Source organism: Arthrobacter sp. ISL-85, assembly GCF_018613675.1.
Taxonomy (GTDB): domain Bacteria; phylum Actinomycetota; class Actinomycetes; order Actinomycetales; family Micrococcaceae; genus Arthrobacter.
Genome location: NZ_JAGGPQ010000005.1, coordinates 13,592 through 33,025 on the forward strand (window position 1 = coordinate 13,592; position 19,434 = coordinate 33,025).

Consider the following 19,434-nt stretch of genomic DNA (forward strand, 5'->3'; position numbering starts at 1 on the left):
TTTGAACACCCCACGCCGGAGGGCCCGAAAGTCGGGATTTTCCCTCCACCTTCACGAAGGACAAAAATAATGGCTACTGGTACCGTCAAATGGTTTAACGCTGAAAAGGGCTTCGGCTTCATCTCCCCGGACGACTCCTCGCAGGATGTTTTCGCGCACTACTCCGCGATCAACTCCAACGGCTTCCGCTCCCTCGAAGAGAACCAGAAGGTTTCCTTTGACACCGAGCAGGGCCCCAAGGGTCCCCAGGCCACCAATATCCAGGCTCTCTAATTTCCTAGGGATCCGGGACCGTTAGGTTTCTAAGCAGGGCTTGCCGTTATACGGCAGGCCCTGCTTTTTGTTAACGCAGGCGTGCCGGTGCGCCCATCGCAGCGGCCCCTTGCTCTTATAGGCGCCGGCCGCCGGGCGAAATTATTGCTCTCTCGACAAAATTCAGTTGAAGGAGCAAGCTAATACTTGCGTACGTCGGAGCCTGCCGAACCCACGCCCGCGGCGGCGCCTCGAGAAAAAAATCTAACCTGCGCGGCACCAGTTGGGGTGGTGCATGTCCGGCACGAACATCGGCCGGCACCAGCTGCCCGCGCTCCCCGGCATCGGCAGCCGGCACCCTTAACGCCCTAAATCAGCGGCCGGTTCGGCCCATCGAAGCTATGCGTTGAATCGGCCTTGGAAAACATCGGTTTCTGGCCGATTGCCGTTCAAGAGAGCATTGCTATGAAGGAATATCGGGGAATCAATTTCAGATTCAACAAACTGGCATTCATCGTTGCAGCCGTTGTTGCGCTGTTCGCTTCGCTGGCCGCAGCCGGTCCCGCATCCGCCGACGGACAGGGCCACCGTAACTGGCAGGTGCAAGTGGGCTCAGAATCCTGGGACCAGGAAATCCAAGGCATGGCGTTCCTCCCGTCTGAGATCTTTATCAATGAGGGAGACACCATTCATTGGAGAGCAAACTCAGCGGAAATCCACACTGTGACGTTCCTGGCGTCGGGCCAGTCGCTGCAGGAATTCAACCCGTTCGACCCCGCCCAGTTGGGGCCGGTCGGTGGAAGTAGCTACGACGGGCATTCGTATTACAACTCCGGCCTCCTTGCCAACGTGGACGTACCAGGCTTCCCGACAGCCAAGGACTACAGCCTGGCGTTCCCGTGGGAAGGTGACTTCACCTACTACTGCCTGGTCCATGGCATGGCTATGAAAGGAACCGTCCACGTTCGGGATCGCGGCACGGAATACCCGTACAGCCAGGGTGACTACAACCGGTCGTCGAAGGCGGAGGAGCGTTCCATCATCCGTGACGGCGAACGGCTTGACGCCTCGCTCGCCGACCAGGCCACCAACCACCGTGTGCTCGCCGGCGGTGACGACGGCGTTGCGATGGTCATGCGCTTCGTCCGGCCCACCGTGACAGTGCATGTGGGCGAGACAGTGGTGTTCGCCAACACCGGCATGGGCGCTCCGCATACTGTTACCTTCGGCACCGAACCGGCGAACGTTTTCGCCCCGTCCGGCGACCCGTGGCAGTTCACCGGCGGAAATCTGAACTCGGGAATCATTTTGCCGGGCAAGGACTTCACTGTGAAGTTCCAGGCGGAGGGAACCTTCGACTACATCTGTGCACTCCATGACTACATGGGCATGGTGGGCAAGGTGAAAGTCGTCGATTGATGAATACGACAGCGCGCCCGGCTGGAGCTTTCGCTCCGGCCGGGCGCGCTGGTGATTCCACCTCCCGGGGCAGACAGGCCTAGGAGTTGGCAGGGTCTCCAGGCTGGCCCCCCGCGGACGACCGGCCCGGATGGGGGTGGCCCAGAGCCGTTGAACCGGAAGCCGGCGAGAGGCCAAGGCGGCTGACCACCTCGGCCGCTTCCTCGGCGGGAGTCCGCCCCACGTCCACCACGATGGTGTTCTCCTCCGGTCCCGGCGGCTCCAGGGTGGCGATCTGCGAATCCAACAGGGAAGCGGGCATGTAGTGGTCCATGCGCGCCGTCAGCCGCCGGCCGATTTGTTCCTTGGAGCCCGACAAATGCACGAAAACGACGTTCTTTTCCCGGAGCCGGTCGCGGTAGATCTTTTTCAGCGCGGAGCAGGTGATGATGCCTGGTATCCCGGCCATCGTGTGCTCGATGATCCATGAGGCAATGGTGTCCAGCCAGGGCCAGCGGTCCTCGTCGGTGAGGGGGATCCCGGCAGCCATCTTTTCCACGTTTTCGGCCGGGTGCAGGTCGTCGCCTTCCTCCAGGTCCCAGCCGAGCTGGCCGGCAAGGATGCCCGCCACCGTTGACTTGCCCGAGCCGGACACGCCCATGATGACGAGAACCGGCTGCTGGACGGACTCGGGGGTGGGTGCGGCGTCCATCAGGGGATCACCACTGAAAGGACCATGACCAGCGCGAAGCCGACCACAGAGATGAGGGTCTCCATGACTGACCAGGTTTTGAATGTTTGGCCTACGGTCAGGCCAAAGAGTTCCTTGACCAGCCAGAAACCGGCATCGTTCACGTGGGAGAGGAACAGGGAGCCGGCGCCCACGGCGAGTACGAGCAGCCCAGCGTGGCCGGGGGAGAGGGTGGCCGCCAGCGGCGCAACGATGCCTGCCGCGGTCACGGTTGCCACGGTGGCTGAACCGGTTGCGAGCCGAATGGCCACCGCGATCAGGAAGCCCAGGACCAGGACGGAGATGTTGGCTCCGGTGGCCCACTTGGCAACGGCATCGCCGACTCCGGCTCCGATGAGGGTCTGCTTGAATCCGCCGCCTGCGCCCACGATCAGGATCACTGCCGCGATGGGGCCCACGGATGCGCCGATCTTGGTGCCGATCTTGGTGCCGCTGAAGCCGACGGCGTAGCCAAAGGTCACGAGGGCCAGCAGGACTGCGAGGGTCATGGCCACCAGCGGCTCACCGATGAAGTCAAAGAAGACGCGCGCCGCGCTGGGGTTCTTGGAGTTGGGGTCCACAATGTCCACTACGGCCTTGAGGAGCATCAGCACGACCGGGAAGACGATGGTCAGCAGGGTCACGAGGAACGTGGGCTGGCGCTTGACGTCAGGATCGGCCTGGGTGTGTTCGGTGTCGATGCCGCCTGCTACCTTCGGTGCATCCACGGGGACCCAGCGGGCAGCATAGACGGCGAACAGCGGGCCGCAGATGATCACAGTGGGAATGGCGATCAGGAGTCCGAGGGCCAGGGTGATGCCCAGCGGGGCGTTAAGGCTGGATATGGCCACGAGGGGACCGGGGTGCGGCGGGACCAGGCCATGCAGGACCGAGAGGCCGGCGAGGGCGGGAATGGCTACCCGCATCAGCTTCCGGCCCGACCGCTGGGCCACCAGGACGATGACGGGCAGCAGCAGCACGAGGCCGATCTCGAAGAACATCGGCAAGCCGATGATGACGGCAACCAGCGCCATGGCCCAGGGGAGGACTTTCGGGGAGACTTTGCCGAGCAGGGTGTCCACCACACGGTTGGCGCCACCGGAGTCTGCCAACAGTTTGCCCAGCATGGCACCGAGTGCGATCAGCAGGCCGACTTCTTTCAGCGTGCCACCGACGCCATCTTCGAAGTTGCTGATGACCTTCCCCAGTTCAATCCCGGAGGCGAGGCCGACGAATGCCGATCCGAGGACCAGCGACAGGAACGGGTGGAGCTTGAGTTTGACGATCAGGAATACGATCAGCGCAATGCCGATGGCGGCGACTACGACCAGTTGGGTGTCGTGTCCGTTCCACGGCTCCGTGGCGGCGGGAAGGAGAAGGGATTGCATGTTGCTTCCTCGGTGTGGGGTAGGGCGGCCAACGAAACTGGTGGCTGCCATAATAAGTATGACGTATGACACCAAGAAAAATGAATAAGTAGGACATTTCCGATTTTCGCCAGCGCACCCTCATGCTCTCCCCGACGGCGGGCATGCCGACCTGCGGGCGCCTGGGGCGATTGCCCGGGAACACCGGCCGTCCCGCCGTCGTTATGCCCCTTGGTGTGCCATGCCGGTGCGCCACTCGCCTAGCAAAGGACACCCCTTGACGACTCCCCGCACCATCGTGATCACCGGTGCCAGCGACGGCATCGGAGCGGCAGCGGCAAGGACGCTGGCCAAGGCGGGGGAGCAGGTGGTGATCGTCGGCCGTTCCGCTGACAAGACCCGCGCCCTGGCCGGAGACATCGGCGCCGACCACTATTTGGCGGACTTCGCGGACCTTGCACAGGTCCGTGACCTCGCGGAGAACCTGAAGGCAAAGTACCCGCGCATCGATGTCCTGGCAAACAACGCCGGCGGGATCATGGGCAAGCGGACACTCACCGTGGACGGCAACGAATCGACTTTCCAGGTCAACCACCTGGCACCGTTCCTGCTCACCACCCTCCTCATGGACACGCTCACCGCCAGCAACGCCAAGGTCATCAACACCGCCAGCGCCGCCAACAACTTCGGCAAGCTGGACCTCTTCGACCTCACCGCCGAGTACGGGTACAGCACCAACCGCGCCTACGGCACGGGCAAGCTCGCCAACATCCTGTTCACTTCCGAGCTGCACCGCCGCTTCCACGACCAGGGGATCACGACGGCGGCCTTCCACCCGGGCGTGGTGCGCACCAACTTCGCGGCGGAGTCTTCAAGCCCCTTCCGGCATGCGTACACCACCCTGCTTAACCGCTTCATGCTCAGCCCGGACCAGGGTGCAGACACCATGCTCTGGCTCATCAACGGCACCGCGGGCACGGACTGGATTTCGGGGGCCTACTACGCCAAGCGAGCCCTGGCCAAGGCCAATGCCCAGGCCTACGACGCCGAGCTGGCACGCGGCCTGTGGGAGAAGAGCGAGGAGCTGGTCAAAGCGTTCGCCTGAGCCCTTGCGCGGGTCCTACCTTTCGCAGGCGATGCCGTCATGGTCCGCGTCCAGCCCGTAGATGTCACGGCCGGTGACCTGGATGGGTCCGCGGACGTAGGCAGGCCCGTTGCCGCTCCCGCCGGCGCAGTCGACGTCGGATGCGATCGGCACGCAGCCTGAGTAGTTCGGGTCGCAGCCCGGATTCGTTCCCGGTACCGGCTGGGCCGCGGGCGCGGGTGGCGCGGCGGCCTTGGCCGCAGCCTCGGCAGCCGCCTTTGCAGCGGCCGCGTCCTGTGCCGCCTTCGCCTCGGCGGCTTGCCGGGCCGCATCCTCCTCCGCTGCTTTGTCCTCGGCGGCCTTGTCCTCCGCAGCCTTATCTGCTGCTGCTTTGTCTGCCGCGACTTTTTCTGCTGCGGCCTTGTCCGCCGCCGCCTTCGCGGCTGCGGCCGCAGCGAGTTTGTCGGTGACACGCTTGGACGCTGAGGCCTCAAGCCACACCAGCCTGCCTGACTCGTCCTTGGTGCACACATAGCTGCTGCCGGCTGACGCCTGCCGGGCGTCGACGCTTGTACAGGGAGTATCCGCGATGGGCGTTGCAGTCGGAGTGGCTGTAGCGGTAGGAGTAGTTGCAGCGGATTCGCTGACGGGGCCGGCAGCAACTCTCAGCGAAGCCTGGGTTGCGCAGCCGGTCAGCAGAAGAACGACGGCGGCCACGGCCCCCGCTCCGAGTGCCTTGTTCGCGCCCTTCCGCCGTAGACCTGCCGCGGGAGGCAGCTGTTCCCTTCGGCGTGCGCGAAGAGGCACGGAAAAGTGACGGGTGGTAGGCATGTGTCCCCCAAATGCGTGTCCTGGATACGGATGGCACGGCCAGCGTAACTTCGTCCACCGGGGGGAGAACCGATTAAGCGCAAATCTTGAGTCATTAACGGCAGGAGCGCTGCCCGGCCTGTGCCGGACAGCGCTCCCGCCGTGCCTGCTGCAATGGGGTTAGGTCACTGCCCTGCGGGGTGCCCGTTGTGGCTGATGGAGGCCACCGCGCCGGTTTGTTCGTTGAGCAGGACTTTGTCGTTGCGTTCGTGGTGGAAGTTGAACATTGCCTCCACGGACCCGGCGGTTGCGTCGGCTGCGGAGTCGCCGATCTGTCCGGTGTGCCAGTTGTCCTCGATGAACCGCAGGATGGATGCCTGGTCGGTTTCGGTGTGGTCCACGAAGTTCTTCTTCGCGTACGGGGAGATGACCACCAGTGGCTGCCGGGGGCCGGGGCCGCAGCGGTCTGCGTAGCCCCCTGCGACAGGGACGCCGCTTGCTGCTGCGTTCAGGCACCATGCGGCGTCGTCGGACCCGGTGGAGGCGTTCTTTGGCTGGGCGGCGGCGTGGTCGTACCAGCCGTCCGAATCGTCATACGCGAGCACGACGGCGGTGTTGTCCCAGTTCTTGGACTGCTGGATCTGGTTGACGGTTTTGGTGATGAAGTTCTGCTCGTCGACGGGATCCGAGTACGCGGCGTGGCCGTCCTGGAACTCGGAGGCCTTCAGGAAGGACACGGCGGGCATGTTGTCGCTGTCCACCACCTTGCTGAAGTCGGTGAGGTCGTACTGGTGGTTGGCTTGGCCGTTGTGCCCGATTTCGGCGTCCGAGGCCGGGGCCAGGTGGTGCGGGTTGGCGGTGGAGGCGTAGTACTGGAAGGGCTGGTGGTGCGGGGAGTAGTCCACCACGGAGGCGCCGGCGGCGTTGGTGTGGCTGGCCAGGCAGGACGCCGGGGCAGTCCCGGTCGCGGGGGTGGAAGGGGCGAAGCCGCCCTGGAACCAGCCCCAGGAGGTTCCCTGGGCGTTGAGCAGGTCGCCGATGTTCTTCCCGGTCATCCCCGCGAGGTTGTTGGTTTTGGCGTGGCTGTTGTTGGAGCAGTCGTCGTAGACCGGGTCGGGGTCGTTGATCACGGTGCCGACACCGTTGGCGTCGGGCTGGCGGACGGCGCTGCTTCCGGCGGCCGGTGTGGTGACGGGCTGGCCGGCGGCGTTGTATTCCTTGACGCCGCGGGTTTGGCCGGAGATCAGGTTCAGTGCGCCGGGGGTGGAGGGGCCGAAGACGGTGCTGAAGTGGTTGTCGCTCATGGCGTAGTTCTGGGCGTAGTTCCAGATGCCGGTGACGGTGTTGCCGTCGTAGTAGTCCATGGTCAGGCCGGGACGTCCGTACTGGTTGGTGCCGCAGGCGTCGCGGCTGGTGAACTGCACGAACTTGTCCATGAGCCCGCCGTTGTAGGCGTTCTGTTCGGCCTTGTACCCGTGGTCCTGGTCGCAGGTCACGGCCTGCATCGGCGAGAGCCGGGCGGGCTGGACCGAGTTGGGGTTGTTGGGGGCCAGCAGGCCTGCGTTGGCGAGGGTGTTGATGTCCTTCGGGGTGTCCTCGGACGCCGTGAAGGAGGCCGCCGGCGAACCTGAGCCCTGAAGTGTCTCGCCCGCAGCGTTGGCTGCCTTGGGGTAGGTGGCGAAGTAGTGGTCGAATGAGACGTTTTCCTGGAAGAGGACCACAACGTGCTTGATCGGCGTCGCCGTATTGTCCTGCGTGCCCGCGGCGGTGGCCGGGACGGCGTTGAAGCCCACCAGCCCGGCTGTTACTGCTGAGGCAGCGAGGACGGCCGCGCCGGTGGCAGCGGTGACACTTTTCCTGGTGAATCTTGGTGCCTTCTGAGGCATGGGTTATCCAATCGTTCCTGCTATGTGGATGCACTGCCGCCGGCGGCGGGAGTGCCGGGGGCTACTTGGCCGGGGTGACGTCGGCTTCGTAGGTGAGGATTTCGGTGCCGTTGCCTTCTTCGCCGTTGTCCGGGGCGACCTTCATGGTGAGGTGGTTGCCGTCGGCGGTCATTTTGAACGGATTGCGGGTGGCCACGTGACCGGCGGTGGACCACTTCTGGAACGGCACATCGCGGGTTACCTCGTGGGATTTCAGGTCGATCATTGCCATGCCGCCGAGCTCATAAGTGGCTGAGGTGCCGCCGGCGGCCGGGGTCTGCGGAAGGTTGGTCACTCCGGCGCAGAGCATCTTGGCGTTGGGAACGTACTGGCAGTCCTGGTAGTCAATGAAGTAGTTCGGGTTCTCCCAGGTGGACAGCTCCTTGCCCTGGAGGTCCCATTCCGCGAAACGCCGTGAACCCCAGGTGTTTCCGACAAGGTGCCCGGTCTGCTGATCCAGGACGATGCCGCCGAAGTGGTCCTTGACCTCAAACTGCTTGTGGACGTCCAGGGTATTGGCATCGACCTTGTAGATGATGGCGCTGCTGTCCGGCCGGTACTGGGCCACCGGAACCCAGACGTTGGTGCCGTCGAAGTCAATGCCGCCGGGGTGGTACATGTCGCCCTCGCCCAGCGTGATGTCCTTTTGCAGGTTGCCGGCCTTGTCCATGACGAACAGGTGGCCGATGCCCTTGCCCGGAGTGCGGTCGTACCCGCCCTGGGGAGTGGGGTACTTGACCGTGGGTTCAAGGATCTGGACGGCTGAGAGGAAGATGTGGTCCTGGCTGTAGGCGATTCCCTCGGTGTGGTACGTGGGGAAATTCAACTTCAGCTTGGACGTTTGCTGCCATGCGGTGTTCCGGGTGACGGAGTCGAATGCGTTGGAGAGGTCAGCGTTGGTTTCATGGTGCGTTCCGGACTCGGGGCTGATGCCCTGCCCGGGGACGTTGGCCTGCGCTGCGGCAGTGCCGACGGCCGCGCAACCGGCAACAATCAGGGACGCGGCCATGGCCAGGGCGCGCCGGGTGGGTGTGAAGCTCATCGTGGGGGCCTCTTAAGGTTGGGGTCTCAACAGGAGCTCTCAAGTTACTAATGGGTAATGAACCGGGAGTGGCGCTCCGGTGAACTGCTGTTGTCCCGGGATTGACCGGTTGGCGCTTTGGGCGCCCCTACCGGCCGTTGGCTGCCAGCGCTTCGCCGATGATCCGGGTGCCTTCGGGGTAGGCTCCGGGGTTCGGTCCTGAGTAGTTGAGGCGGATGAACGCGCCGGCGGGCTCGGCCGGGAACCACTCGGTGCCTGCGGCGATGATTACTCCAGCGTCCTCGCAGTCACGCACCAGCCGCGGAAGGTCCGTGGTGTCGGGCAGCCGCAGCCACAGGTTCAGTCCACCCTTCGGCAGGTTCCCGAGATGTGCCTGCGGAATGTGCTCCCGGATGCTGGTGGCCAGCAGATCCCGGCGGGACTGGAGCTGCTGGCGGAGGTTGCGCAGGTGGGTCTGCCATCCGGGCTGCGCCACCACATCCAGCGCAGCCGCCTGCAGGAGCCCGCTGACGTACATTGACTCGGCGGCACGGTGGCCCAGGATGCGTTCCCGCGCCGGTCCGCGCACCGTCACGGCGGCAATGCGGATGGCGGGGGAAACGCTCTTGGTCAACGACCTGACGTAGACCACGTGGCCGGAATCATCCTGCGTGGCCAACGGGACGGGGTCTGAGGTGATACCGAAATCGTGGGCCCAGTCGTCCTCCACCAGGAAGGCACCATGCCGGCGGACGACGTCAAGGATCTCGTTGCCGCGGCCCGCCGCCCACTGCGCCCCCGTAGGGTTGGAGTAGTTGGGCTGCACGTAGAATGCCCGTGCCCCGGTCTCCACGAAGGCCCGGTCCACGTCATCGGGATCCGGTCCGTCAGGGCCAGTGGGCACCGGGACCACCCGCACCCCGGTCTGGGCCGCGGCCAGGATGGCACCCCAATACGACGGCGACTCCATGAGCAGGGGCTGCCCGGCCCCCACCAGCGCGCGGAAGATGGAGCTAAGCCCGCTTTGGCTGCCCGGCAGGATGATCACGTCATTCGGCGTCGGCGGCGTGACTCCCACGGGGGTCGCCGATCCCAGTTCCTGGGCAAACCATTGCTGCAGTTCGGGCATGCCGGCCGCAGGCGGCCGGGACAGGGCCGCATCACCGCGGGCGGCGCGGGCCAGGGCGGTCCGGACCAGCCGTTCCGGCAGCAGTTCCCGGTCCGGGTAGCCGGAGTGGAACCAGATGGCGTCGCTGGGGACATTGCGCATGGTGCCCGACGACGGCGGCAGCGGGGATGACGGCGACCGCAGCGCTGCGGTCTGCCAACCGTAGTCCGACGGGCGTGCGGTGCGGACGGCACGGACAAACGTCCCGACGCCGGGCCGGCCTTCGATCAGGCCCTGCGATGCCAGCGCCTGCAGTGCTTTCTGGACCGTCACCGGGCTCGCCTGGTACTCGGCCACCAGGGAGCGGGTTGACGGGAGTTTCGCTCCCGGGGCAGCTCCCGCGATCCACTGCCGGAGTGCCGCCACGATGCGGGAACTGCTATCGTTGTTCATGAAAGAACATAGTAGCGCTACTGTCCAGAGCGGCCCACTGATACTGCCCCGCCCGTCACCCGGGATCTGGTGGGGGCTCGTGGGCGTGGCGGCTTTTTCCTTCACCGTTCCCTTCACACGCGTGGCCGTCGCAATTATGCCGCCGCTGTTCATAGGTTCCGGCCGGGCCGTGGTGGCCGCCGTCCTTGCCGCCGCAGCACTCGCCATCACCCGCCAACGGCTGCCGCACCCACACACGTGGCTGCGCCTTGCGCTCGTGGCCGGTGGCGTCGTCGCCGGCTTTCCGCTGCTCACCTCCTACGCACTCACCGCCGTACCGGCGGGGCACGGCGCCGTGGTGATCGCCCTCCTGCCCGCCGCCACGGCCACAGTGGCCGTTTTGCGTGCCGGCGAGCGGCCGGCCGCCCTCTTCTGGGCCGTGACGGTGCTTGGCTCGCTGGCGGCCATATCCTTCGCCCTCCTTCAGTCCGGGGGAGCGGCGCAGTTGCACTGGGCGGACCTCCTGCTGCTTGGCGCCGTCGCCTGCGCCGCGGTGGGGTATGCGGAGGGCGGCCTGCTGGCCCGGGAACTGGGATCGTGGCAGACCATTGCCTGGGCGCTGGTCCTTGCCGCGCCGGCCATGCTGGTCCTGGCAGTGGTCGCCGTCCGGGACCAGCCGCCGTCGGCCACGCCCACCCAATGGGCGGCGTTCGGCTACCTTGCCGTGGTCAGCATGTTCCTCGGCTTTTTCGCCTGGTACCGCGGGCTCGCCATCGGCCCCATGACGCAGGTCAGCCAGATCCAGCTGCTCCAGCCGGTGATGAGCATCTGCTGGGCTGCGCTCCTTTTGGGCGAGCCGCTCACCTGGACCACTGTCATCGGCGCCGTTGCCGTCATCCTTTGCGCCGCCGCAGCCGTCCGCGTCCGGCTCATGCCAACCCGCTAACCACTCGGAAGGACACCCATGTACATTCCTGCCCACTTCGCCGCCCAGCCCGACGCCACCCGGGACCTCCTCTTCAGCCCGGGCGCCGCCAACCTGGTGACCATGACCGACGGCGGACTGATGGCAACGCTGCTGCCCTTCGCCTTCAACCCGGCGGTGGGGGAGCGCGGCGCACTGCAGGCCCACATGGCGCGGAACAACCCGCAGTGGTCCGGCGCGACCGGTGGGGAGGCGCTCGCCATCATCCAAGGCCCCGATGACTACATCTCGCCGTCGTGGTACCCCTCGAAAGCAGAGCATGGCCGCGTGGTTCCCACCTGGAACTACAGCACCGCACACGTCTACGGCGAGCTGGTAATCCATGACGACGACGGCTGGCTGGCACGGCATGTCCGGCACCTGACCGGCCTGCATGAGGGCGGCCGGCAGGATCCGTGGGCCGTGGACGACGCCCCGGAGAAGTTCATCGCCGGGCAGCTGCGCGCGATTGTGGGCGTGGAACTGGTGATTACCCGGATCGAGGCGAAGGAGAAACTGAGCCAGAACCGCTCCGCCGCCGATGCCGCAGGAGTGGCGGCTGGGCTTCGGGCCGAAGGGCGGGACGCGGGCGCGGCCGCCGTCGAACGGGTCCGCACCTGAGCCCCGCGAAACCGGCCGGCGCTAGGCCGTCCGCTCCAGGAGCACCATCACCTCGTAGTGCGTGGTCTGCGGGAACATGTCCAGGACCCGTGCCCGCCGCGCAGCAAAGGAAGGGAGGGCGGCCAGGTCGCGGGCCAGCGACTGGGAGTTGCAGCTGGAGTACACCACATGCTGCACGTCCGACGTTTCCAGCCAGCCGCACAGGTCCTGCCCGATGCCGCGCCGGGGCGGGTTCACAATGACCAGGTCCGGGGACTGCTCCGCCGCGAGGGCAAACGCGGTGGCGTCGCCGGCCCGGAACTCCATGCCCTCCAGGCCTGCCTCGTCGCTGCTGAACCGCGCCGAGACGATCGCTTCGCTGCTGGTTTCAATGCCTGTGACCGTGCGGGACGGGGCGGCGCTGTGCAGGGCGAAACCGCCCACGCCGCAATACAGATCCCACACCGAGGCGGGCGCCAGTTCGTTGACCCAGTCGCGCCCCTGCCGGTAGAGGGCCGCGGCCATTTCCGTGTTGGTCTGGAAGAAGCTCTGCGGCCTCAGGTGCAGGTTGATGTCATTGACCCGCATCTGCAGGGTGGACTGCTCCGTCAGCAGGATCTCGCGCTCGCCTTCGAGCACGGCCTTGTGCTCCGGGAGGAGGTTGACGGAGACCACCTTCACCTGTGGCAGGTCGGCCAGGAGCTCCGGAAGGTGCTTCCGGATCCGCGGCACCACCTGTTCCGAGCGGAGGACGAGGCGGAGCATGATCTCAGCGTCAGGGGATTCGGTGATGATGACATGCTTGAGTTCGCCGGTGCGCTTTGGGACGTCGTAGGGCGTGAGGCGGACCCGGCGGATGAAGTTGGCGAGGACCGGGAAGACGGCCCGCAGGCCGGGGGAGCAGACGCCGCATTTGCGCAGGTCCACCCCTTGGCCGTCGGCGTCGAGGATTCCGATGGTGGGGTTCTGCGCCGTCCCGCCAATTACCATCTTGGCTTTGTTGCGGAAGCCGGATTCCTGGCTTGCCACCGGTGGCAGCCATTCCAGTTCCGTGTGCCCGGCGAGGAGGGTCTGGCAATGCAGCTGCTTGCCGGCCAGCTGTTCGGCGTAGGGCCTGCCCATCTGGGTGCAGGAGCGGCAGGTGCCGGCATCGAAATAGGAACAGTGCATGACTGGACAAGTTTACCCGGTCCCGTTCCCTGCCACCCTTGAAGGCGCGACGGCGGGATCCGGCCGAGTTCCGCCGTCGCCCTCTTCATGGACGAGGCGACGCCACCGACGCCTCGGAAGTCATGCCCGGTGCTGCTTCCCAACCCATGACGGCCGCGAGTACCGCGGCGGGTGAGGCGGCAACGGCCGCGGCTCCTGCTTCCTCCCCGGCACCGCCGTAACCCCAGCTGGCGAATATGGCGGGAATGCGGTGCCCGCTGGCCCCTTCCACGTCAAAGCTGCGGTCGCCAACCATAACCGGGTTTGAAGCGTCTACGTTCGCATAACGCATTCGCTCCAGTACGACAGCAATGACCTCCGCCTTGCTCCATCTCCCGTCCTGGTCCGATGCGCCGCAGATAGCAGTGAAATAGTGGTCCATTCCGAAGCGGCGTGCCATCCGGACCGCCTGGTCCTCGGCCTTGGACGTCGCAACCGCCATCGGTACGCCGGCGAGACGCAGGTACTCCAGCATTTCCGGTATTCCAGCATACGGAACCGACTGTTGTGCGCCGGCATCAGCGTAGGCCTGCCGGTAATGCTTCAGTGCCCGTTGGGCAGCAGCCTCATCGTGTCCCAAGTACTTCCTGAAGGATTCGAGCATCGGAGGTCCCACCAGCCGGAGCAGGTCCGTCTCCGGTGGGACCGGCACCCCAACGGCATGCAGGGCGGAAGCAGCGCTGGCTGTGACCCCCGGCGCCGAATCCAGGAGCGTCCCGTCCATGTCAAACAGCACGCAGCTGAAGGCTGCCCTGCGGCGTTGGAAGGGCTGGTGCCGAAGTATCATCTCTGTGAGCTTTCATTCTGGAGCCGGGCCGACTCGCGTCTGCTGTTAGTAATTCGTGCGGTGAAGGGTGGACATGGATCGGGCGAGTCTTGACCGGATTGATCAGAGCATCCTGGCGGAGCTGACGCGCAATGCCAGGATCAGCCATGCGGAGCTGGCGGCGAAGGTGCTGCTCTCCCGGAACGCCGTTCGGCAGCGTATCGACCGTATGGAACGGCAGGGATACATCCAGGGTTACACCGTGGTTGCCGGTGCCCCCGGACAGGGCACCGTCTCGGCATTCCTGATGGTCTACCGGAAAGACAGGGTGCGCGGGGCGGACGTCATTGCCGTGCTCCAATCCATTCCGGAGGTGGTCCTGTGCGATGTGGTCAGTGGCGACTTCGATCTCTTGGTTCGGGTGGAAGCGCGTTCCCTTGAACGGATCCAGGAGATCTGGGAGCAGATAGCGGCAACTCCCGGTGTAGCGGACACTGTCACGGCGATGACCCTGTCCAACTACGTCCGGCGGGGTGCGGGAGTGCTGCCGGGCTAGCAAGGTGGGCCAACCGCCCATGTTCCACCTCCAGTAATCGCCGCATCCACCACTGACCCGGCCGAAGCCGGCCTCCAGTGCAGGGCGGGAACGCCGGGCCCTTCACCCCTATCGCTTGATGCAGACGACCTTCGGCTGGGTCATCTCTTCGAAGGCGAAGCGGACGCCTTCGCGGCCCATGCTGCCGTACTTGGATCCGCCGAACGGCATGCCATCGAACCGGTAGTCCGACGAATCGTTGATCATGACTCCGCCGGCGTCGATGCGGGAGGCTGCCTGCAGCGCCGAGTCCAGCGAACGCGTGAAGATCCCGGCGTGCAGGCTGAAGTCGACGGCGTTAGCCAGCTCCAGGGCTTCGTCGAAAGTGGAGAACGGCTGGAGCATGACGGCCGGTCCGAAGACCTCATCCATCCACAGCCTGCTGCCGGGATCGACCTTCTCCAGGACCGTGGGATGGAGGACGTTGCCGTTCCGTATGTTGCCTGCCAGGACCCGGGCTCCGGCAGCGATGGCCGCATCGATCTTTGCAGTGAGCTGGTCTGCGGCTGCAGCGGTGATCATGGGGCCCACGTCCGTGGCTTCGTTCGCGGGGTCGCCTGTCACCAGTTGCGAGGTCTCCTGCAGGAAGCGTTGACGGAATTCACGGTACAGGGGCTGGGCCACGAGGATGCGCTGCACTCCCACGCAGTTCTGCCCGGCGGCCCAAAACGCGCCCGAAACGCAGGCCGCCACCGCGGCATCAACGTCTGCGTCGGCCATGACGATCACGGGAGCGTTTCCGCCCAGATCCATGGACAGCTTCTTCAGCCCTGCGGTCCTGGCGATGGCCTCCCCGGTCGAGAACCCGCCAGTGAAGGACACCATGCGGATCCCGCGGTTCCCCACGACCGCCTCCGCCACTTCCCTGTCCCCGTGGACCACCGTCAGCACCCCGGGCGGCAGGCCCGCTTCGCTGAGTACCTCCGCGAGCAGCTGTGCGGACAGGGGCGTCAGGGCAGATGGCTTGAGGACGACGGCGTTTCCTCCTGCGATGGCGGGACCCACTTTATGCGCCACCAGGTTTAGTGGATCGTTGTAGGGAGTGATTGCAGCGATGATCCCCAGCGGTTCGCGCGAGTACCATCCCATGCGGTCCTCCGAACCCTCGTAGGAATCGAAGGGAACCACCTCGCCGGCGTTACGGCGCGCCTCCGCCGCGGACAGTCGCAGGGTGTTGACCGCCCGCAGCACCTCCTTGCGGGCCTGGCGGATCGGTTTCCCGCTCTCCGCGGTGATGGTGAGGGCAAACTCCGCACGCCGTTCCTCAATCCTGGTGGCGGCGTCATCCAGGACTTTCCCCCGGGCATGGCGTGACAAACCCCGCGCCTGCACGGCCCCGGCCTGGGCCGCCGAGACGATCGCGTCGACGGATTCCGGCGGCGTCAGGGCGACTGAGCCCACCACCTGGCCGTCATACGGGCTTACCACGTCGCGGAAGCCGGCTACTGCATGATCAAGGGCGAGGATCGACTCACGCATCTGCAGCCACCGGGTTCCGCGCACCGTGCATGGCAATGATGTCTGACAGCAGGGCGTAGGCCGTCTCCATCCGTCCCGCCCCAGGTCCGGAAACCGTCACCGGGCCGAGGAGGTCGGTGTTGAACGATACGGCGTTGCTGGCGCCTGAAACGCCCGCGAGGCCGTGGTCCAGGGGGAGGGCCGCCGGTGCCACCGAGGCCATGACGGATCCATCGGGGTTCCGCCGTGCTGAGCCCACCAGTTTCCATCGCAGGCCCTCGCGCCTTGCCTTGATGAGGTCCTCGGGGGTCAACGCCGAGATGCCCTGGCGCTGCACGTCCGCAAGCGCGAGGCCCGCCCCCAAAAGCTCGTTTGCAAGGATCAGGACCTTGAGCTGGACATCGTAACCGTCAATGTCGGCTGTGGGATCCGCCTCGGCGTATCCCAGCATCTGGGCTTCACGGACCGACTCATCAAAGCTGAGTCCCTCTTCCATCCGGCCCAGGACGTAGTTGCTGGTGCCGTTAAGGATGCCCTCGAAGCCGTTGAGGGCCAGGCCGGGAAAGAGTTGCCTGGCGAACCGGATGACGGGAGTCCCGCTCATGACGGCGCCCTCAAATTCGAAATGCAGCCCGTGCTGCCGCGCGAGACCGCTCAGCTCCGCGCCATGCAGGGCCACCGGGCCCTTGTTGGTGGTGCAGACATTCTTTCCCGCTTCGAGGGCCCAGCGCACATGGGAGGCCGCTGGTTCTCCGGTTGCCGGGTTAGTAAAGGTCGCTTCACAAATGATGTCGGCGGGGCACGTCCGGATGACGCGATCGTTGTCCGGCTGGGCGGACCCGCCGTGATCCTCGAACGTCCCGTCAGCCGGGTCAAGGCGCAGGACCAAATCCAAATCGATTCCCTCCTGCCGGATTAGGGAACCGAGCCGAAGGTCCGTAATGGCGACTACCCGGAGGCCGAAGCCCAGCTCGCTGCTGAGTTTCTCCCCGCGGGTGGCGATAAGTTCGGCGAGGGTCCGGTTGACCCCACCGAAGCCGATCAGTGCGATGTCGTAGGTGGTCATGGTGCTCCTTCGAAGTGGTGAATGGGGTGCTCCCATCGTGAACCTGACCGGCGTCCGTCCAGACATGCCCAAACGCCCTATCGGGACGGCAGATCGACCATTGACCATCCAGATCGACATATGGCGTAACGGCAACAGACGTGCAACATTCGCATTTCTATATGACCTTGATGACTAAAACTTCCCATTTGTGTTACTTTCGTCACTGTCGACGCGCTAACAGCTCCTCTAGGACGGGCAATCGAACCGCGGCCGTCCTTCCCCACCATTTCCCCACTGGAGGCATCTCTTGGAATCTTCGACCCCCCTTACCCTCAAGCCGGAACCAGGCGCACCCCCGTCAACGGAGCCAGGGTTGCGCCGCTCCATGGGTGCCCGCCACCTGGTCATGATCGCCATGGGCGGTGTGATCGGCTCCGGCTTGTTCCTTAGCTCGGGCTACACCATTTCGCAGGCGGGCCCCCTGGGCGCCGTCCTCGCGTATCTGGTCGGCGCCTTCGTGGTCTACCTGGTCATGGCCTGCCTTGGTGAGCTCGCCATCGCCTATCCCGTGTCAGGCGCATTCCATATCTACGCCTCCCGGTCCATCGGTCCCGCTACCGGGTTCGCCACGGCCTGGCTCTACTGGCTGTGCTGGGCGGTGGCCATCGGATCCGAGTTCACGGCCTCGGGCCTGCTCATGCAACGTTGGTTTCCCGGCATTGACGTCTGGGTCTGGTGCCTCGTTTTCGCCGTGGTGCTGTTCGGCCTGAACGCGGTATCGTCCAGGTTCTTCGGTGAGTCGGAATTCTGGTTCGCCATCACCAAGGTCGGTGCCATCATCGGGCTCATCGTCCTGGGCGGGGCAGCCCTCCTGGGTTTCCACCCGCTGAATGATTCGGGCGCCCATCCCTTCCTCTTCGAAAACTTCAACACCGCCGGCGGACCGTTTCCCAACGGATTCACCGGCGTCCTCGTTACTGCGCTGGCGGTCTTTTACGCGTTTTCCGGCTCAGAACTCATTGGCGTGGCCGCGGGTGAGACGAAGGACCCCGCCACGAGCATCCCTAAAGCAATGCGCAGCACCGTCTTCCGCCTCCTCGTGTTCTTCGTCGGTGCTATTGCTGTCATTGCCGCCACCATTCCTTACCAGGAAGTCGGGCTTGACGAGAGCCCCTTCGTTACCGTCTTTACGGCGACGGGTGTTCCCTTCGCCGCCGATTTGATGAACTTCGTCATCATCACGGCGCTGCTGTCTGCCGGCAACAGCGGCTTGTTCTCGTGCGCCAGGATGCTCTACTCGCTCGCCGACGAGGGCCACGCGCCGCAGGCGCTCAAGAAGCTGACTGGGCGCGGCATCCCCATGATCGCGCTCTCCGTGAGCATGCTCGGCGGGCTGGCCTCACTCATCAGCAGCGTGGTCGCCCCGGAGACGGTGTACCTGGCGCTGGTATCGGTGGCGGGCTTCGCCGTGGTGGGTGTGTGGATGTCCATCACTGCCTCGCACTTCTTCCATCGGCGCTCCTTCGTCCGGAACGGCGGGGACGTTTCCACCTTGGCCTACCGCGCCCCGCTCTTCCCGCTGGTGCCGGTCCTGGCTTTTTCCCTCTGCGTCGTTTCTTTGGTGGGCATAGCCTTTGACCCCGCCCAGGCCGCGGCCTTGTACTTCGGCATACCTTTCGTGGCTGCCTGCTACGGCTACTTCCACCTCAGGCACGGACGCAAGTCCCGGCTTGGCGTGGCGGCCTAAAAGACCTCCCTTCGGGGCCAGGTGCGGAGATACGATCCGTCCGCACCAGGCCCCGTTTGTGAGGCCAGGGCGTTGCCTCGCGGGCGACAACGCTTTGCCCGTGTGAGGATAGGCTGGTTGCCGGTCGGAAGGAGCAGCAAGGGTGGATACCTCCCCGGAGGCGTCATCACTGGCGCAGGGACTGCGGATAGTGCGCCTGGTGGTTGACCGGGAGAAGGCCGGCAAGCAGTTGGTGGGCGTCACGCAGCTGGCGGCCGAGCTGGACATGGACCAAAGCCGCGTTTCCCGCCTGGCGCAGGAGCTGTGCGACCTTGGCCTCCTGGAGCGCCGCGAACGGGGCCCGTTCCGGGTGGGAAGCCGCTTCTTCAGTCTTGCCGCGACACTCAACGCGGGGTGGATAGCGGACGCCGGGCTGGAATTGGAAGCATTGGTGGCCTCAACGGGGCTGCGGGCCCGGGTATCGGTCCGCGAAGGCTACCGGGTTATCCTCCTGATGGCCTCCGGCAATGATTCGCAGGCCGGCAGCTTCGTCCAGCCTGGGATGGTCACCCCCGCCTGGTGCACCGGGTCGGGGCGTGCTTTGTTGTGGGACCACAGGCGGCGTGGTTTCGAGGCCTTGCTCTCCGAGGTAAATTTCGTCGGCGTTGGCGGCCCCGGTGCTCCGCATTCCAGTGCGGAGGCCTGGGAGTTGATGGTGAGGGACAAACCCCGCGGCTATGTCGTTGCTGTTGAAGAATTTGAGCACGGCATCAGCGAAGTGGCCCTACCCATCAGGGATCGGCAGGGCAACATCCTCGCTTCACTCAGTGTGCTGGGCAGCCGGCCTGAGTTGGATTCCCGTACGGAGGAAGTATCGGAGCTCCTTGCCGGGGCTGCGGCCAGGCTGGGATCCGCTGGCCCCGCTCCGGAGCAATAACTGC

Annotated in this window: 18 protein-coding genes; 8 read left to right on the forward strand and 10 right to left on the reverse strand. The window is 65.3% G+C overall.

Annotated elements, in window-relative coordinates; translation table 11 throughout:
• The first annotated feature begins 69 nt into the window (after positions 1–69).
• Positions 70–273, forward strand: a complete 204-nt coding sequence (locus J7I84_RS02960; RefSeq protein WP_009372930.1) for a cold-shock protein — start codon at positions 70–72, stop codon at positions 271–273.
• Between the two features lie 444 nt (positions 274–717).
• Entirely contained in the window at positions 718–1,671 is a 954-nt protein-coding gene (locus tag J7I84_RS02965) for a plastocyanin/azurin family copper-binding protein (RefSeq protein WP_214940451.1), read from the forward strand.
• A gap of 79 nt (positions 1,672–1,750) precedes the next feature.
• On the opposite strand, the gene J7I84_RS02970 is transcribed toward J7I84_RS02965, so the two are convergent.
• Complete coding sequence (locus J7I84_RS02970; RefSeq protein WP_214940454.1) at positions 1,751–2,362, reverse strand: gluconokinase; 612 nt, start codon at positions 2,360–2,362, stop codon at positions 1,751–1,753.
• Positions 2,362–3,768, reverse strand: coding sequence for a gluconate:H+ symporter (locus tag J7I84_RS02975; protein WP_214940457.1), 1,407 nt, complete (start codon positions 3,766–3,768; stop codon positions 2,362–2,364). The genes J7I84_RS02970 and J7I84_RS02975 overlap by 1 nt, the downstream gene beginning before the upstream one ends.
• 256 nt (positions 3,769–4,024) lie before the next feature.
• Between J7I84_RS02975 and J7I84_RS02980 the strand changes: the two genes are divergently transcribed.
• On the forward strand, positions 4,025–4,852 hold the full coding sequence (locus J7I84_RS02980) for an SDR family NAD(P)-dependent oxidoreductase (protein ID WP_251046000.1): 828 nt from the start codon (positions 4,025–4,027) through the stop codon (positions 4,850–4,852).
• Between the two features lie 15 nt (positions 4,853–4,867).
• Here the strand turns inward: J7I84_RS02980 and J7I84_RS02985 are convergent, their stop codons facing one another.
• The 4 genes from J7I84_RS02985 to J7I84_RS03000 form a co-directional block, all read right to left on the reverse strand.
• Complete coding sequence (locus J7I84_RS02985; RefSeq protein ID WP_251046002.1) at positions 4,868–5,662, reverse strand: hypothetical protein; 795 nt, start codon at positions 5,660–5,662, stop codon at positions 4,868–4,870.
• Positions 5,663–5,826: 164 nt separating this feature from the next.
• The gene (locus tag J7I84_RS02990; protein WP_214940463.1) at positions 5,827–7,527 is read right to left on the reverse strand and encodes a phospholipase C; all 1,701 of its coding nucleotides are present in this window, start codon (positions 7,525–7,527) and stop codon (positions 5,827–5,829) included.
• A gap of 61 nt (positions 7,528–7,588) precedes the next feature.
• Positions 7,589–8,608, reverse strand: coding sequence for a DUF6454 family protein (locus tag J7I84_RS02995; RefSeq protein ID WP_214940466.1), 1,020 nt, complete (start codon positions 8,606–8,608; stop codon positions 7,589–7,591).
• A gap of 127 nt (positions 8,609–8,735) precedes the next feature.
• Positions 8,736–10,148 (reverse strand): PLP-dependent aminotransferase family protein, encoded by a 1,413-nt coding sequence (locus J7I84_RS03000; RefSeq protein ID WP_214940468.1) that lies wholly within the window; start codon positions 10,146–10,148, stop codon positions 8,736–8,738.
• Between J7I84_RS03000 and J7I84_RS03005 the strand changes: the two genes are divergently transcribed.
• Together J7I84_RS03005 and J7I84_RS03010 are read left to right on the forward strand one after the other, a co-directional pair.
• Positions 10,147–11,073, forward strand: a complete 927-nt coding sequence (locus J7I84_RS03005) for a DMT family transporter (RefSeq protein ID WP_214940471.1) — start codon at positions 10,147–10,149, stop codon at positions 11,071–11,073. The genes J7I84_RS03000 and J7I84_RS03005 overlap by 2 nt on opposite strands.
• A gap of 18 nt (positions 11,074–11,091) precedes the next feature.
• Entirely contained in the window at positions 11,092–11,712 is a 621-nt protein-coding gene (locus J7I84_RS03010; protein ID WP_214940473.1) for an FMN-binding negative transcriptional regulator, read from the forward strand.
• 21 nt (positions 11,713–11,733) lie between these two features.
• Here J7I84_RS03010 and rlmC read toward each other — a convergent pair whose 3' ends face one another.
• Both rlmC and J7I84_RS03020 read right to left on the reverse strand, forming a co-directional pair.
• On the reverse strand, positions 11,734–12,861 hold the full coding sequence (rlmC, locus tag J7I84_RS03015; RefSeq protein WP_214940476.1) for a 23S rRNA (uracil(747)-C(5))-methyltransferase RlmC: 1,128 nt from the start codon (positions 12,859–12,861) through the stop codon (positions 11,734–11,736).
• A gap of 85 nt (positions 12,862–12,946) precedes the next feature.
• Entirely contained in the window at positions 12,947–13,636 is a 690-nt protein-coding gene (locus J7I84_RS03020; RefSeq protein WP_311381054.1) for an HAD hydrolase-like protein, read from the reverse strand.
• 124 nt (positions 13,637–13,760) lie between these two features.
• Here J7I84_RS03020 and J7I84_RS03025 point away from each other — a divergent pair, with 124 nt between their 5' ends.
• Positions 13,761–14,222 (forward strand): Lrp/AsnC family transcriptional regulator, encoded by a 462-nt coding sequence (locus J7I84_RS03025; RefSeq protein WP_214940482.1) that lies wholly within the window; start codon positions 13,761–13,763, stop codon positions 14,220–14,222.
• A 108-nt stretch (positions 14,223–14,330) separates the two neighbouring features.
• On the opposite strand, the gene J7I84_RS03030 is transcribed toward J7I84_RS03025, so the two are convergent.
• On the reverse strand, positions 14,331–15,740 hold the full coding sequence (locus tag J7I84_RS03030) for an aldehyde dehydrogenase family protein (protein WP_214940484.1): 1,410 nt from the start codon (positions 15,738–15,740) through the stop codon (positions 14,331–14,333).
• Positions 15,733–16,785, reverse strand: coding sequence for a homoserine dehydrogenase (locus J7I84_RS03035; RefSeq protein ID WP_214940486.1), 1,053 nt, complete (start codon positions 16,783–16,785; stop codon positions 15,733–15,735). The genes J7I84_RS03030 and J7I84_RS03035 overlap by 8 nt, the downstream gene beginning before the upstream one ends.
• Positions 16,786–17,074: 289 nt before the next feature.
• Between J7I84_RS03035 and J7I84_RS03040 the strand changes: the two genes are divergently transcribed.
• A complete protein-coding gene (locus J7I84_RS03040) occupies positions 17,075–18,514 on the forward strand; it encodes an amino acid permease (RefSeq protein WP_214940488.1) in 1,440 nt (479 codons plus the stop codon).
• Between the two features lie 142 nt (positions 18,515–18,656).
• Positions 18,657–19,430: an IclR family transcriptional regulator C-terminal domain-containing protein gene (locus J7I84_RS03045; protein ID WP_214940490.1), complete on the forward strand. Its 774-nt coding sequence runs from the start codon at positions 18,657–18,659 to the stop codon at positions 19,428–19,430.
• Positions 19,431–19,434 lie beyond the last annotated feature (4 nt).

Excerpts from the sequence above, each read along its gene's own strand:
- J7I84_RS02960 (WP_009372930.1), top strand. The coding sequence starts at position 70 with ATGGCTACTGGTACCGTCAAATGGTTTAACGCTGAAAAGGGCTTCGGC.
- J7I84_RS02965 (WP_214940451.1), top strand. The coding sequence starts at position 718 with ATGAAGGAATATCGGGGAATCAATTTCAGATTCAACAAACTGGCATTC.
- J7I84_RS02970 (WP_214940454.1), bottom strand. The coding sequence starts at position 2,362 with ATGGACGCCGCACCCACCCCCGAGTCCGTCCAGCAGCCGGTTCTCGTC.
- J7I84_RS02975 (WP_214940457.1), bottom strand. The coding sequence starts at position 3,768 with ATGCAATCCCTTCTCCTTCCCGCCGCCACGGAGCCGTGGAACGGACAC.
- J7I84_RS02985 (WP_251046002.1), bottom strand. The coding sequence starts at position 5,662 with ATGCCTACCACCCGTCACTTTTCCGTGCCTCTTCGCGCACGCCGAAGG.
- J7I84_RS02990 (WP_214940463.1), bottom strand. The coding sequence starts at position 7,527 with ATGCCTCAGAAGGCACCAAGATTCACCAGGAAAAGTGTCACCGCTGCC.
- J7I84_RS02995 (WP_214940466.1), bottom strand. The coding sequence starts at position 8,608 with ATGAGCTTCACACCCACCCGGCGCGCCCTGGCCATGGCCGCGTCCCTG.
- J7I84_RS03005 (WP_214940471.1), top strand. The coding sequence starts at position 10,147 with ATGAAAGAACATAGTAGCGCTACTGTCCAGAGCGGCCCACTGATACTG.
- J7I84_RS03000 (WP_214940468.1), bottom strand. The coding sequence starts at position 10,148 with ATGAACAACGATAGCAGTTCCCGCATCGTGGCGGCACTCCGGCAGTGG.
- J7I84_RS03010 (WP_214940473.1), top strand. The coding sequence starts at position 11,092 with ATGTACATTCCTGCCCACTTCGCCGCCCAGCCCGACGCCACCCGGGAC.
- rlmC (WP_214940476.1), bottom strand. The coding sequence starts at position 12,861 with ATGCACTGTTCCTATTTCGATGCCGGCACCTGCCGCTCCTGCACCCAG.
- J7I84_RS03025 (WP_214940482.1), top strand. The coding sequence starts at position 13,761 with ATGGATCGGGCGAGTCTTGACCGGATTGATCAGAGCATCCTGGCGGAG.
- J7I84_RS03030 (WP_214940484.1), bottom strand. The coding sequence starts at position 15,740 with ATGCGTGAGTCGATCCTCGCCCTTGATCATGCAGTAGCCGGCTTCCGC.
- J7I84_RS03035 (WP_214940486.1), bottom strand. The coding sequence starts at position 16,785 with ATGACCACCTACGACATCGCACTGATCGGCTTCGGTGGGGTCAACCGG.